Raw genomic sequence first — 15452 nt, forward strand, 5'->3', positions numbered from 1 at the left:
ATGAATAAGCATGACAGTGATATCTTACAATTACCTTTTGAAAGCGGCTGGCAAGATCTAACTCAATTATTATTTTTTCAAGTATTAAATGACAATGATATTTCTACCGCCGAAAGTAAATTAAGAAATATTGGTAAAGATATTGCCTTACGCTATCCTTTGCCAGAAAGTGAAAACATTCAATTACTTGAATCACATATCAATCGCGTATTAACGTTATTCAAATGGGGTTTTGTCACCATATCTCCTGCAATGAGTGAGCTTTTATTAGTGCACTGTGCATGGCCTCATTTTACGCAAAGCCAAGATGATGTTCAGTGGCGTGTTGCAAGTGCTGGCGTATTAGAGGGGTTATATGAGGGTTGGTTAACCCATCAAGGTGGCAATGCAAAAATGCAAGTGCATCGTCAACCTACTGATGCTAAAGATGTCTTTATTTTTCGCTATGCACATAATTCATCAGCTGAATAATAATATATATGCTTTATTGATGAGCATCGGAGGTCAAAAATGAATGAAATGATATTTAATGATGATAATTCTAAATGCTTATTAATAAAGCAGTTTACTAATAATGTTTTTATGATGTTAGTAACTGATATTAATGGCGCTATAGTTTATGCTAATGAAAAATATTGTGAATTTAATAACGTTCATTTTGAAAATATAAAAGATAAAAAATACAACTTGTTTTATTTAATTGATAAGAATCAAATCAATTATTGTGTAAACGGTAATAATGATAATAAAGGTGTCTATCGATTAGAAGCAAAGAGAAATAATGAATCTCAACAAGAAGTATGGGAAGATATTAGTATTATTCCTGTATTTGATAAAGATAATTTAATTTCTCATTATGTATTTATTAGCTTGGATATTACTGATAAAGTAGAGTTAAGAAATGAGTTATTTAGTAAAAGCTATATTGACTCATTAACCGGAATATCAAATCGATTAAGTATTGTTGAAAAAATTGAAAATGAGCGATTAAATATTTCACATCCATCTTCATTTTGTCTTGGTATTATTGATTGTGATAAATTCAAAGCAATTAATGATCAATTTGGGCATCATGCCGGTGATAAAGTATTGTGTGAAATATCAAAGCGATTATCACAATTAGAAAACAGCGAAGTTTATTGTGGCCGTCTTGGCGGTGATGAGTTTGCTGTGCTTTTCCCTAAAGGATTACGTTCTTGTTCAGTGATTCTATTAGAAATCATAGAATCACTTTGGAAATCAATGGAAAAGCCTATCAATATTAATTCAGACTATATGTTAACGCCTTCCATTAGCTTAGGTATTGCAGAATATCCTAAAGACGGAAAGACATTATCTGAATTATTAAAATCTGCAGATGAAACACTTTATTCCATAAAAGAGATGGGTGGTAATAAATACGGGTTTTATTCTGGGTTTTAAATAGAAGAAAGTTTTAAATAAAGATATATAAAATAATATTATCTCTTTTTAATGAAGAGAGAGATAACTATATATTTAAAATATATCTCGTGTTTCTGATGAAATATAAAAGTAATTTAAAATAATACTAAATATTAGTTTTAGATAAATATCTATTAGAGGATTTTATTATGATGAAAGCTGTTATCCCTGTTGCTGGATTAGGTACTCGTATGTTACCTGCAACGAAATCAATTCCTAAAGAAATGCTGCCTATCGTTGACCGCCCTTTAATTCAATATATTGTTGAAGAGTGTGCTCAGGCGGGTGTTGAGGAAATTATTTTAGTCACTCATTCTTCTAAAAATTCAATTGCCGATCATTTTGATACCAGCTTTGAATTAGAAAATATGCTTGAACAGCGTATTAAAAATAAATTATTAGAAGAAGTACGTTCAATTTGCCCTGAAAATGTCAAAATTGTGCAAATTCGTCAAGGTCATGCATTAGGTTTAGGTCACGCTATTTGCTGTGCACGCCCTGTGATAGGTGATAATCCATTTATTGTTTTACTCCCTGATGTTTTATTGAATGCACACTATTGTGATCCTAAACATGATAATTTATCAGCAATGATCAAACGTTTTGAAAAAACAGAACGTAGCCAAATCATGGTTGAACCAGTACCAATGAGTCAAGTGCAACAATATGGTGTTGTGGATTGCGAAGGAATTTTCTGTCCTCAAGGTAATTGGGCTCCTATTCGTCGTATCGTGGAAAAACCAAATCCAGAAGATGCACCTTCTAATCTTTCTGTAGTAGGTCGCTATGTTTTCTCTTCTGCTATTTGGGAATTATTAGATGGTTTACCAGCAGGCGTCGGTGGTGAAATTCAGTTAACTGATGCGATTGATTTATTATTGAAAAAAGAGACGGCTGAAGCTTACACCTTAGTGGGTAAATCTCATGACTGTGGTAATAAGCTGGGATATATGAAAGCCTTTGTTGAATATGGTTTACATAATTCCGTTTTAAAAGAAGAATTCGCTTCTTGGATGCAGGATTTTTGTGAAAAAACATTGTTACCCAAAACAGAAGTCATAGAAGAAGACGAAATTAATGAAGAACAAAAGATAGTTGCTATCTTTTGAGTTACCTTGAAATAACATGCAATGTGCCGACCGAAATAAGATAACGGTCGGCAATAGCAGGAGAGAAAGGCAATGTCTTTTGGGCACTTATCTCGTTGTAATTATCTATTTTTTACCTTTTTTATTTTAGGTTTGTTGCTTATGGTTTCTCCCTCAATACAGGCAGCAGATACTCAAACCGGATGGCAGCAGTTTAAAGAGCGCTATATTAAGGATGATGGGCGTGTTATAGACAGTGCCAATAACAATATCTCGCACTCTGAAGGTCAAGGCTATGGGATGTTGATGGCGGTAATGAGTGATGATCGTGAGACATTCAATAAGCTGTGGCGTTGGACTGCAGCCTCTCTTTATCGAGGCGATTTAGGGCTGTTTAAATGGCGTTATGAGCCAGAAAACAGTGAACATACCCCTGATCCTAATAATGCCACTGATGGTGATATTTTAATTGCGTGGGCATTATTAAAAGCTGGTGAAAAATGGAATGATGAAAGTTATCTTTCAGCCTCTGATTCTATTCAGCACGCTATTTTAGAGCACACCTTAGTTAAAACAAAAAACTATACCGTTTTACTACCGGGTATTAATGGTTTTAAAACACCGGAAGAAATTATTATTAATCCATCTTATTTTATTTTTCCGGCATGGAAAGATTTTTACCGTACAAGCAAAGATGTTCGCTGGAAAGCGTTAATTAATGATAGCCAATCTTTGCTAAGAAATATGCACTTTGGTGAATATCAATTACCAACAGATTGGGTGAGTTTATATCCTGATGGAAAAATAGAGCCTAGTGAGAAATGGCCAGCACGATTTAGCTTTGATGCAATACGTATTCCGCTGTATTTAGCTTGGGCACATGATGAATTAGCTTTACAACCCTTTGTGCAATATTGGCAACAATTTGATCGTTATAAAACCCCAGCTTGGGTCAGTATTGATGGCCAAGAGCGTGCGGAATATAACCTCACACCAGGTATGATGGCGGTGAGAGATTTAACAATGAAAACCCCAATTGAAGATGTTGATTTAAGTAAAGATACGGATTATTACTCTTCCGCTTTACATTTATTAGCAGCATTTGCTCAAAACGGGCAATAAGTATTTTTAATTAAAAATTATAGATAGCTTAAATTACTTTTAATTAATAGGTTAATTAAGTTATCTATTTTGTTTATGGCAATAATGATAAAAATAAAAAAAGAGATAACTCCCTGAATTTATTTCTATTAGTTTACGTGGTTATTATTTGTTTTCGCTATCTCTATTTATTTATAACGCTATGTTTTTAAATAATAAATAAACTTTAAACCATGATCTAAGAATAATTTATTTAATGATATTTATGCTAAAGTTATCTCAGTGACTTAATAGTGTTATTAATATAATTTCTCATCAATAATAGAGGTGGATAAATGAAAGTTTCAGCACGCAATCAGTTAGTTGGTAAAGTTATTGATATTATTGAAGGTGCCGTTAATAGCGAAGTGATTTTATCTTTAGCGCATGGTGAAAAACTTGCCACAATTATTACTAAAGAGAGCTGTGACAGTTTAAAGATCAAAAAAGATGGCGAAGCAATTGCCATCATTAAAGCACCGTGGGTTGTCTTAGCACTACCTGATTGCGGTTTAAATTTCTCTGCGCGTAACCAATTTGCAGGTAAAGTAACTCAAATCGCGCAAGGCGCAGTGAACTCGACCGTTCATTTAGAAACAGCTAAAGGCTTAGAACTGACAGCTGTTATTACAAATGAAAGCTTACAAGAGATGAAGTTGGCAAAAGGCAGTGATGTTTTAGCATTAGTGAAAGCATCTAGTGTGATCGTTGCAACGCGTAAATAATAGTATTCAATCTTTTGAGATAATAAGTTTAGAGATAAAAAAAGAGGCTAAATAACTAGCCTCTTTTTCGTTGATATTAATCAGATTTTTAATCCCGATCATCCATTATTTAAGTGACAAAAATTAATCATCAGCGACACCTGCAACTTTCAGAGTGTCGTAAATATAATTTTTATAACTGTTAATTAATTTTTCGTCTTCACAGTCATTTAATTTACCTTCACATAAGTGTCGCATTTGAATATTGGCTTTATAGAAAGGTGATAATGGTAAACGTGCGCGCTCCAGTATCATGCCACCTAAGAAGCTAATATCCGTTAACTCACCCGTTGAAAGTGACGCACCTTGCGTTAGGTTGTCTCTCAATGTGAATTGAGTGATATGTGCAGGGTTAGTAAATGGTGATTGGTAATTATTTAATTCAATATTAGGTTGATGATCACCAAAATAGAGAAACATTGTCGGTTTTTCTCTTTGGGCGACAAAATTAGAGAAATCTTTAATTGCCGGATCACTGGTAATAATTTTTTCCATATAGTGGCTAAATTTACCCGGTGCATTACTGCTTTCTGTTTGACCCGTAATTTGGTAATCATCAGTATGAGATTCATCATAAGGGCCATGCTCATACATCGTTAATGAAAATATAAATAAAGGTTTATCTGTTCGTTTTTTAAGAACTTCCTCGATATAACCCAGCATATCTTGTGTTGATATTTTCCAAAGATTTTCTTCCAAATGCCCAGGATAACCTAACTCTTGTGGTTGGATAATTTCATCAACATCCATTTGCTCGTAAGCATAACCAGCATGATAAGCACTGCGATTAAATGGGGTGAGTAAAACCGTGTAATAGCCTTCAGCTTTGAGTTGACGGAATAAACTTTCATTAAGATTATCGACAACAAAATAGAATACCGAATTCTTACGGGCACCAAAATCGTCAGTATTTAATCCAGTTAAGATGGAAAACTCAGAAAGCCAAGTACCACCACCAAAGGTTTGTACACGTAAAGGGCTTTGAGCACTCACACCTTCATCTTTTTGGAACATGAATAAATTAGGTAATGCGAGATCTTTATCAAATTGATAAATGGAAGGATTAACCGTCGATTCTTGTAATAAAACGATGATATCGGGCTTTATGTCAGTTTGTGTCTCAGGTAATACCGTTTTATTTGCTTTTTCAAGGAAGTAATCAGCACTTTCTTTAAAATAAGGAGGGTGATATGTCGTTTGGTAACCAGACATAATCAAATTAGTGACGGTACCGCGGCCACCAGGTAATGTGCCTTCCCATTCAGCTTGCCACTTTTCAACAGTAAAATGGATAGTAATGACGCCAACAACCATTAGCAGTAAGCTACTTATACGTAAAGCTGGGCGTGATTTTTTGGAAAAACGCCAAGCAATCAACATATTAATAAGAAGCCATATTAGCATTGCAACCAATGCCACACCGGCTTCCCAATAATGTCCTAATGTCCCTAAATTCGAGCTATCAAAAGCTAAATCAAAGTCAGAGAACATTAATGTCTCTTTGTAATAATGGACTTTAAGTTGGTTAATAAACTTAGTGATCAGGAAAAGCGTACCTGTTGTAATGACAGAAAATAAAATACGTCCTGATAAAATAAAGAAAAGAGAAAAAAGAATAAAATAAGCACCCACAGAGAGTAGGGCTGTATAAATAAGGCTCGCTTTTTCAAAAACAATAAACAGAGAGCCAATAAGAATAAGTGCAAGGTAAGCACTTCCTAATAGTTTTTTCATATCTCTTCCGAGTATAGCCATAAAGAATGGATTTAAATTTTACAAATATTGTAGGCGATAACCTTAATTAGACTGAATAGATTATTCAGCCTAATTATATTCTTTATTTAGAATAGCCCTTTATCTCGTAAAATATGAAGATCTTTTTTGCGCCGTGTAAAACCTGTACGGTCAAAATATTCTAGGATTTGTACTGCTAATTTACGCCCTACAGATAATTCATCACGAAAATCCGCTGCGGTGACACTGCCATTACTCTCATTATATTTCACAATAATGGAGGCGAATTTTTCTATAGATGTATGGGTATAGTAGCGATCAGCAATAATTGGGATAATTAAACCTAACTGTGCGGCTTTGCGTAATAATGAGCGAATTTCTTTTTCATCATTTTTCATTTCATTGGCAAGATCACGTACCCACCAAGGTTCAGATTGCTCAAAATAGACTTTAGCATGTTGCCATAACGCATCTTGTTCTGGAGAAAAAGCAAGACCATGGGTGGGAAGGTGAAGCCAACCTCGACTTTGGCTAATTGCACCATCTTTTCGTAATTGATCAATTAGGTGATAAACCAACTCATCATGATAAGTTGGTAACGCCATACGTTTTAAACGTGAACGTCCGATGCCCATTTGATCATTATGTTGTTGGTGATATTCCTCAAGTGTATTGAGTAATTTTTGTTTTGCATTATCAGCATTTTCCTTAGAAATAATAACGCCAGCAACGTTAATTAGATCAAATGTTTCTAGTAGCTGAGTGAGCGCACTTTCAGTTAATTGCTGAGCCCAAGCAAACTGATTTAGAGATAATTCACCTTTTGGTAAACATAACGCTAAATTGGCACTGACACTATCAGCATTATCTAGTTGATGTAGCCAAGCTAAGAACTCACTTTGTCGTTTGCCTCTACGTGGCGAATGCAAATGTAAGACTTTCGCTGCGGCTAATGTACGTTGGGCACTAATATCACGTAAAATAAGCCTGTCGTTATCCACCAGCCAAAGGGGTTCATCAAGAATAAGCTCAGCTAATTGAGGTGTTTCGTTAGCATCATTTAAGAGCGCAACACGGCCTGTAATATGGCGAGTACCGTGATGAATATGTACAGGCTGCCAATGCTTTAAAGGTTCATCTGCAATTAAACTGACTAATATTTTATGGGCTTGGTAGTTAGGTTCTTGAGAGAGCAACCAATCGCCACGAGAGACATTATCTTTACTGACATCTCCAGTGAGATTAATGGCAATACGATGACCGGCTCCAGCACTTTTTACTGGTTGATTTTGTGCATGTAAGGCTCTTATTCTTACGGGTTTATCTGCGCCAGTTAGCCAAAATGTATCGCCAACAGAAATTTGCCCTGCAAGTGCGGTACCTGTGACAACCAATCCTGCCCCTTTAATGCTAAAAACACGGTCTATTGCTAAACGAAAACGCTTATGCCATTGAGGGTGTTGTTGCTCTTGTTGATGCAACTCAACAAGGTAGTCACGAAGCGCTGGAATACCTTCACCTGAAGGGGCTGAGGTGACAAAAATATCAGGTTGTTGCCAGCCTAAATTGGCTAATACATCAGTTGTTTGTGAACGAACTTCTTCAATCCGTTCGGGCGTAACACGATCTGCTTTGGTGAGAATAACGGTAACTTGAGGACAGCCAGCAAGGCGTAAAATAGAAATATGTTCAATGGTTTGGGCCATAACACCATCGTCACAAGCCACAATTAACAGTGCATGAGAGATCCCACCAACGCCAGCAAGCATATTGGAAAGAAATTTTTCATGACCGGGCACATCGACAAAACCAATAGACGTTCCGTCATCTTGACGCCAATAGGCATAACCTAAATCTATGGTCATGCCTCGTTTTTTCTCTTCAGGTAAATGAGTAGTATCTACCCCAGTAATGGCCTGTATAAGTGTGGTCTTTCCGTGGTCTACGTGACCTGCTGTCGCAAAAATCATAGTAAAAGTGCCTGTATTAATGCATTTTCATCCTCAAGACAGCGCAGATCAAGCCACAGGCGACCATCAGTAATTCGACCAATAATCGGCTTTTCTAAATTACGCCAATGCGCAGCTAGCGCATCTAACTGGCTACCTTTTCCATCTTTGGCTTCAAAGGTAAGTGCTGCACTTGGTAAACTTTCAATAGGTAACGAACCACTGCCTATTTGAGAAGCACATGAGGATATCGTGATATGGTAGTTATCCCCATAATATGCCTGAAAATGAGGCAATAACCGTTGCGCCATATCATTAATTTCTGTTTGTGTCCGAGTTAACAAACGTAATGTCGGAATTTCAACTACCATTTTTTCTGGTTGCTGATAAAGGCGTAATGTGGCGCCTAATGCCGCTAATGTCATTTTATCAACACGTAATGCACGCTTTAAAGGGTGGCGCTGAATAGCCTCAATCCACACTTTTTTACCAAGGATTATCCCTGCTTGTGGGCCACCTAATAATTTATCACCAGAGAAAGTAACAAGATCGATACCTTGTTGTAGATAATCTTGAGGCATCGGCTCTGAAGGTAAACCTAAAGCAGCTAAATTAGTCATTGAGCCACTGCCTAAATCGATAGCGGTAGGTAAATTCATCTCTTTACCTAAAGCGGCTAATTCATCACCATGAACTTCTGCGGTAAAACCTTGAATAGCGTAATTGCTGGTATGAACTTTCATCAGCAATCCCGTATTTTCATTAATGGCGTTACGATAATCTTTAAGATGAGTGCGATTTGTTGTACCCACTTCTTTGAGTGTACAACCCGCTTGTGTCATCACATCAGGGATACGAAAAGCACCACCAATTTCCACTAATTCACCACGGGAAACCACGACTTCTTTATTGGGTGCAACAGTTGCAAGCATCAATAAAACGGCGGCAGCATTGTTATTAACAATACAGGCATCTTCAGCCCCCGTTAATTCACATAACAAATCTGCGATAGCGCGATCACGGTGTCCTCTTGAGGCACCATCGAGAGAATATTCTAAGGTTGCAGGGGCGCGCATAACTTGGCTAACGGCTTCGATAGCAGATTCAGCCATTAATGCTCGGCCTAAATTAGTGTGTAAAACAGTCCCTGTTAAATTGAAAACAGGTTTAATTGACGATTTTCGTTGTAATGTAATGCGATTTTGTAATTCATTCGCCCACTGGTTATGCCATGCTGGTAGGTTATTATCTTGGCGAATAATGATACGCGCTTCTTCTTGTAACTTTCGTAAATGCTCAGTAATAAATGTCTGACCATAAAAAGTAACTAAAGCCTGAATTTCTTCTTGATGCAGCAACTTATCAATAGACGGTAGCTGGCTGTAAAGTGAGCGCGTATCATTTGTCATACTAGTACCTAATTATTATTCATTTGGGAACAGGAATGGGTTAATGCTACTACGAGCAAATCCTTCTTCTTCCATTTTTGCATCAAGAACAATAGACGCTAAATCATCAGCAACAGCATCAACATTGGCATCTTTTTCTTGATATAAAATTTTCAGATAGCTTCCACAGTCACCACAGCTTTCTGCTTTAACTGGAGCATTTTCACTGTCTAATGACCAGTAATTTAATTTACCTGTTAGCTCACAGTTGGTGCATTTAATACGCACAACATGCCACTCGGTTTCACATAAATTACAATGTAAATAGCGTAAGCCTTGTGTTGTTCCGATTTGTACCATGCTTGTCACTGGCATACTGTTACAAACAGGACAGAATTGGCGATTTTCACCATATTCTGTTTTTGCTTTACCTGGGATATTAGAGGCCAATTGTGCCCAATAAAGGGATAATGCAGACCAAATAAAGACTGATTTATCCGCAGATACTTTTGAATATTCATCATTAAGTAATGCTGTCGCCATCTCTTCTAATTCAGTTTCAGAAGCTTTAGATAGGTTTTCTAATGTGATAGTGACACTTTCTGGTACAACTGGACGTAATTCAGCAATAATCGAGGCTAATAAAGCATGCCAATGTTTACTACGTTTGAATGTTTTTTTATCTAAAGGTGCAATACCCGCTTGCTGTGTGAGAAGTGGCGCAAGATCAATGACTAATGGATTGTCATGGAGTGCTTTTTCTTGAGCCTTAGCAATTTCAGCTGCAAATTCAAGGTAGTCTGCAAAAGGATTATCTTTTGCAAGCGTTTGAAAACGTTCAGCACGACGTTGATAAAGGTTTTTTAGATTAGGGAATAATACCGGTGGAATGAAACTAATCCCTTTTTCTGATTGCTCTTTACCTAATTGCTCTTTAGGAACGATGCGAATACTCATAACGTTCTATCTTCCTATTATCTTAAATTTTATAGTGAATACCCACAGGGTTTGGCTTCAGAATAAATCAAATACAGACATGAAGCCATGACAGTGGGTAATAATAGCGTGATTTTATTGTTTTTTTACGCCTTAAAACCAGACGTAAATTGAATAAAAAACGGAGGCTAACAAGCCTCCGTTTGTTCAGAAATACACTTTAGGGCATTATTTCTGTGACTGCTTTTCGGCTTCTTTTTTCTCTTCTTCGAGAATTTCACGATACCAACGAGGGTGATGCTTTTTAGCCCAACCACGAGTTACCCAGCCTTCAATCATGCTACGAATTGAACCTTTCACCCAGAACGCCGCATAAGCATGAACAAATACGGTGATTATCAGTAAGATTGCTGATAATGAGTGGACTAATAAGGCAATTCGGATCACTGGGATCGAGAAATAATCTGCGAAATAAGGACGCCAAATAATAACACCACTGACTGTTAGTAAGATCAGGCTGATACTTAATGTCCAGTAAATGCCCTTCTGACCTAAGTTGTAGTGGCCAATATCACCAGCTTCTTCATTTTGCAGTACTTTATGAATGTTTTTAGCCCAGACTAAGTCATCTTTATCAATAAAGTTGTGCTTCAGATATCTGAAGAACATAAAGAGAAAGAGAAACGCCATCACGCTACCCACGAATGGGTGTAATAAACGCGACAGTTCTGGTGTACCTAAAATATTCATAAACCAGTTCAGAGATGGGAAGAAGAAACCCAATCCGCTGATAGCAGTAAACAGAAATACAATCACTACTAACCAATGGTTAATACGTTCAGAAGCGGTGTGGCGAAGAATTTTATCGCCTTTCTTCTTCATCATTTCTGCTCCTCCTTATTCACAGAGGTCTGTGTTTTAGAAGATGCTTCCATCTCTTTGAGCGCTTCTTCTTCATCTTCTTCAGTTGTACGGTTTGGACCGACACCTAAATAATGGAAAATTGCACCCGCGAAGGTTGCGGCAAAACCAACTGCTGCTAATGGTTTCCAGATACCTTTCCAGAATTTAACGGTTGAGCTAATTTCTGGGTTTTCTGGTAAACCATGATACAGGTTTGGTTTGTCAGCATGATGGAGAACATACATCACGTGTGTACCACCCACACCTTGTGGATCGTAAAGACCAGCGTTGTCATAACCACGAGTTTGCAGTTCTGAAACACGTTCGCTTGCAAGATTGATCATCGCTTCTTTCGAACCAAAATGAATCGCTCCTGTAGGACACGTTTTCACACATGCAGGCTCTTGGCCGACTTCAACACGGTCAACACATAACGTACATTTGTAAGCACGGTTATCTTCTTCGTTAATGCGAGGCACGTCAAAAGGACAACCAGCAATACAATAACCACAACCAATACAGTGTTCTGATTGGAAATCAACAATACCGTTAGCGTATTGAATGATGGCACCTTCTGCTGGGCAAGCTTTTAAACAGCCTGGGTCAGCACAGTGCATACAACCGTCTTTACGGATCAACCATTCCAGCTTGCCATTTTCTTCAACTTCAGAGAAGCGCATTACTGTCCATGATTTTGCCGTTAAGTCAGTTGGGTTATCGTAAACACCAACGTTAGTGCCAATTTTATCGCGAATATCGTTCCATTCAGAACAAGCAACCTGACAGGCTTTACAGCCGATACAGGTTGTTACGTCGATAAGTTTTGCCACTTCTTCCTTGTAATCCCGCACATGAGGTGCGGGAGTAAGAGAATTGGTGGCAGAGCGACGAATAATGTCTTGGGATTGCAGTGACATAATTTATCTCCTTACACCTTTTCCACATTAACAAGGAACGCTTTAAACTCAGGCGTTTGTGTATTTGCATCACCAACAAATGGCGTTAACGTATTAGCAATAAAGCCTTTGACTGCAACACCTTCAAAGCCCCAGTGGATAGGAATACCAATGGTATCTACTTTACGACCATCCACATCAAGAGTTCTAATACGTTTAGTCACCACAGCTTTGGCCTTGATATAACCACGTTTTGAGCTGACTTTAACGGTATCGCCTTGAACAATGCCTTTTTCTGCGGCTAAACGCTCACCAATTTCAATAAATTGTTGTGGCTGAATAATCGCATTCAAGCGCGCGTGTTTAGTCCAGAAGTGGAAATGTTCTGTCAGACGATAAGTTGTACCGACATATGGGAAATCTTCTGCTTTACCCATATCTTTCCAGTCATCTTTAAAGATACGTGCTGCTGGGTTTGAAATCACATTTGGATGCAGAGGGTTAGTACCCAATGGTGTTTCAATTGGCTCATAGTGCTCAGGGAATGGACCTTCTGCCATCTTATCGATAGCAAACAGACGTCCCATACCTTCCGGCTGCATAATAAATGGACCAACATCAGAACCCGGTGCAGCGTTGCTATAGTCAGGTACATCAATACCTGTCCATTTGCTGCCATCCCATTCGATTAATTTACGTTTAGGATCCCATGGTTGACCTTGTGGGTCTGCCGATGCGCGGTTATAAATAATGCGACGATTAAGAGGCCATGCCCATGCCCAACCTAATGTATTACCTAATCCTGATGGATCGGAGTTATCACGGTTAGCCATTTGGTTGCCTTTCTCTGTCCAGCTACCTGCGAAGATCCAGCAGCCACTTGCTGTGGTACCATCATCACGTAACTGAGCGAACGAGCTAAGCAGTTGACCTTTTTTCAGAATGATATTGCCATCAGCGTCTTTTAAATCGACTAATGCTCTACCATTACTTTCTTGTGCAACTTCTGAGGATGTTGGATTATCAGGATCAAAGTAATCCCAAGTCATGTTCAACACCTGCTCTGGCATCGCGCCGCCTTCTTCTTTGTAGAGTTGGCGTAAACGATGGAAAATACCAGATAAAATCTCAGCATCAGGGATAGCAACACCTGGGGCATCTCCCCCTTTCCAGTGCCACTGTAACCAGCGACCAGAGTTAACGATAGAGCCGTCTTCTTCTGCGAAACAGGTTGTTGGCAGACGGAAGACTTCTGTCTGGATATCTGCTGTTTTAACGTCGTTCTCTTCACCGTGGTTCTGCCAGAAACACGAAGTTTCAGTGTTTAGCGGATCCATTGTGATAAGGAATTTCAGTTTTGATAATGAACGAACAACTTTGTTCTTATTCGGAAATGATGCAACTGGGTTAAAGCCTTGGCAGATGTAACCGTTGACTTCACCTTTATCCATCATGTCGAAGTATTGTAGAACGTCATAAGGTTTGTCCCACTTAGGTAACAGTGAGAAGCCCCAATCATTATCACGTTGAGCATTATCTCCATAGAATGTCTTCATCATGCTGACGAAGAATTTAGGATAATTGCCCCAGTAGTTAACTTGTCCCGGTACTGTCGCTTTTGGCGTATTCGCAGCTAAGTAGGTTTCTAATGAAGTCTGCTTATCAGAAGGCAGAGTCATATAGCCTGGCAAGCTTTGAGATAATAGACCGAGGTCAGTTAAGCCTTGAATATTGGAGTGACCACGTAGTGCGTTAACACCGCCACCAGCCATACCCATATTACCTAACAGTAATTGGATCATTGCCATGGTACGAATGTTTTGGGCACCAACAGTATGTTGAGTCCAGCCTAATGCATACAGGAAAGACGCTGTTTTATCTTTCGCTGCTGTTTCAGCAATATATTCACAGACTTTTAAGAAATCATCTTTTGGTGTACCACAAATCTGAGTAACCACATCAGGCGTGTAACGGCTAACGTGTTGTTTTAACAGATTCCAGACACAACGAGGATGTTGTAATGTGGTGTCGCGTTTTGCGAAACCATTTTCATCCATCTCGTAGTTCCAAGTGGTTTTATCATATTTACGTTTTTCTGCATCATATCCGCTGAATAAACCATCATCAAAGTGATAGTCTTCACGGACAATCAAGCTAGCATTGGTATAAGCCTCAACGTATTCTTTTTGATATTTCTTATTTTCGAGCAGATATAAGATAACGCCCGATAAGAACGTAATATCAGTACCAGAACGAATAGGCGTATAGAAATCCGCAACAGCCGCAGTACGGGTGAAGCGAGGATCAATAACAATGAGCTTGGCGTTATTATGGATTTTAGCTTCCATCGCCCAGCGGAATCCCACAGGGTGTGCTTCTGCCGCATTACCGCCCATAACGACGATAAGGTTGGCGTTTTTCATATCAACCCAGTGGTTGGTCATCGCACCGCGACCAAATGTTGGAGCAAGACTTGCTACCGTTGGTCCGTGTCAGACACGCGCTTGGTTATCGACAGCTAGCATCCCAAGAGCTCTTGAGAATTTCTGAGTTAAAAACCCAGTTTCATTGCTTGCTGCAGAGGCGCAAAGCATACCAGTTGTTAACCAACGGTTGACTTCTACACCTTCTTTATTGAATTTCTCGAAGTTGGCATCGCGGTCTTTTTTGATTAAGCGCGCAATACGATCAAACGTTTCTTCCCATGAAAGTTTTACCCATTTATCCGAGCCGGGTGCACGGTATTCTGGGTGTTTTAAACGACCTTCACTGTGGATGAAATCCACAAGACCAGCACCTTTAGGGCATAATGCACCGCGGTTTACTGGATGGTCTGAGTCACCTTCAATATGGAATATTGTTTCTTTTGCGTTTTTCGCGCCATCGCCCAGACTATACATTAATAGTCCACAACCGACAGAACAGTACGTACAGGTATTGCGGGTTTCGCGGGCTCTCAGTAGTTTATACTGACGCGAGCCTGCTAGCGCAACTGCTGGTGCAAAACCGAGCGCCGCCGCTGTAGTACCTGCCATACCGCCAGCACAGATCTTAAAGAACTGTCTTCTGCTGACCTGCATGGGGTCTCTCCTCATCATACATTGCTTTTACTGACTCTGATTTTCTTCACGAAAATGGAGCTGATTGTTTTTTTATTCCTATTATCCTTAATAGGATCAGGTTCATTGCCTGATAGGTAGTGTAAAATCGT

General features: G+C 38.7%; 12 protein-coding genes. 5 read left to right on the forward strand and 7 right to left on the reverse strand.

Annotation, left to right across the window (positions count from 1 at the left end):
• The 5 genes from bcsD (at position 1) to LG402_RS20480 (ending at position 4396) form a co-directional block, all read left to right on the forward strand.
• Positions 1-471, forward strand: coding sequence for a cellulose biosynthesis protein BcsD (bcsD, locus tag LG402_RS20460; RefSeq protein WP_036933477.1), 471 nt, complete (start codon positions 1-3; stop codon positions 469-471).
• Between the two features lie 39 nt (positions 472-510).
• A complete protein-coding gene (locus tag LG402_RS20465; protein ID WP_109409805.1) occupies positions 511-1422 on the forward strand; it encodes a sensor domain-containing diguanylate cyclase in 912 nt (303 codons plus the stop codon).
• 170 nt (positions 1423-1592) lie between these two features.
• Entirely contained in the window at positions 1593-2552 is a 960-nt protein-coding gene (gene galU, locus LG402_RS20470; protein WP_227336216.1) for a UTP--glucose-1-phosphate uridylyltransferase GalU, read from the forward strand.
• A gap of 72 nt (positions 2553-2624) precedes the next feature.
• A complete protein-coding gene (locus tag LG402_RS20475; RefSeq protein WP_166539258.1) occupies positions 2625-3653 on the forward strand; it encodes a glycosyl hydrolase family 8 in 1029 nt (342 codons plus the stop codon).
• Between the two features lie 314 nt (positions 3654-3967).
• The gene (locus LG402_RS20480; protein WP_227336217.1) at positions 3968-4396 is read left to right on the forward strand and encodes a TOBE domain-containing protein; all 429 of its coding nucleotides are present in this window, start codon (positions 3968-3970) and stop codon (positions 4394-4396) included.
• Between the two features lie 123 nt (positions 4397-4519).
• Here LG402_RS20480 and LG402_RS20485 read toward each other — a convergent pair whose 3' ends face one another.
• From LG402_RS20485 to fdnG, 7 genes are all read right to left on the reverse strand, one after another.
• A complete protein-coding gene (locus LG402_RS20485; RefSeq protein WP_227336218.1) occupies positions 4520-6169 on the reverse strand; it encodes an LTA synthase family protein in 1650 nt (549 codons plus the stop codon).
• A gap of 107 nt (positions 6170-6276) precedes the next feature.
• Positions 6277-8139 (reverse strand): selenocysteine-specific translation elongation factor, encoded by a 1863-nt coding sequence (gene selB, locus LG402_RS20490; protein WP_227336219.1) that lies wholly within the window; start codon positions 8137-8139, stop codon positions 6277-6279.
• On the reverse strand, positions 8136-9527 hold the full coding sequence (gene selA / locus LG402_RS20495) for an L-seryl-tRNA(Sec) selenium transferase (protein WP_166539262.1): 1392 nt from the start codon (positions 9525-9527) through the stop codon (positions 8136-8138). The genes selB and selA overlap by 4 nt, the downstream gene beginning before the upstream one ends.
• Positions 9528-9542: 15 nt before the next feature.
• Entirely contained in the window at positions 9543-10463 is a 921-nt protein-coding gene (gene fdhE, locus LG402_RS20500; protein WP_109409811.1) for a formate dehydrogenase accessory protein FdhE, read from the reverse strand.
• Between the two features lie 207 nt (positions 10464-10670).
• Positions 10671-11327, reverse strand: coding sequence for a formate dehydrogenase cytochrome b556 subunit (gene fdoI / locus LG402_RS20505; protein WP_227336220.1), 657 nt, complete (start codon positions 11325-11327; stop codon positions 10671-10673).
• Entirely contained in the window at positions 11324-12262 is a 939-nt protein-coding gene (gene fdxH, locus LG402_RS20510; RefSeq protein WP_036933457.1) for a formate dehydrogenase subunit beta, read from the reverse strand. The genes fdoI and fdxH overlap by 4 nt, the downstream gene beginning before the upstream one ends.
• Positions 12263-12273: 11 nt before the next feature.
• Positions 12274-15321, reverse strand: coding sequence for a formate dehydrogenase-N subunit alpha (gene fdnG, locus LG402_RS20515; protein ID WP_227336221.1), 3048 nt, complete (start codon positions 15319-15321; stop codon positions 12274-12276).
• Between the last annotated feature and the right edge of the window lie 131 nt (positions 15322-15452).

Source organism: Proteus sp. NMG38-2 (assembly GCF_020640995.1).
Taxonomy (GTDB): domain Bacteria; phylum Pseudomonadota; class Gammaproteobacteria; order Enterobacterales; family Enterobacteriaceae; genus Proteus.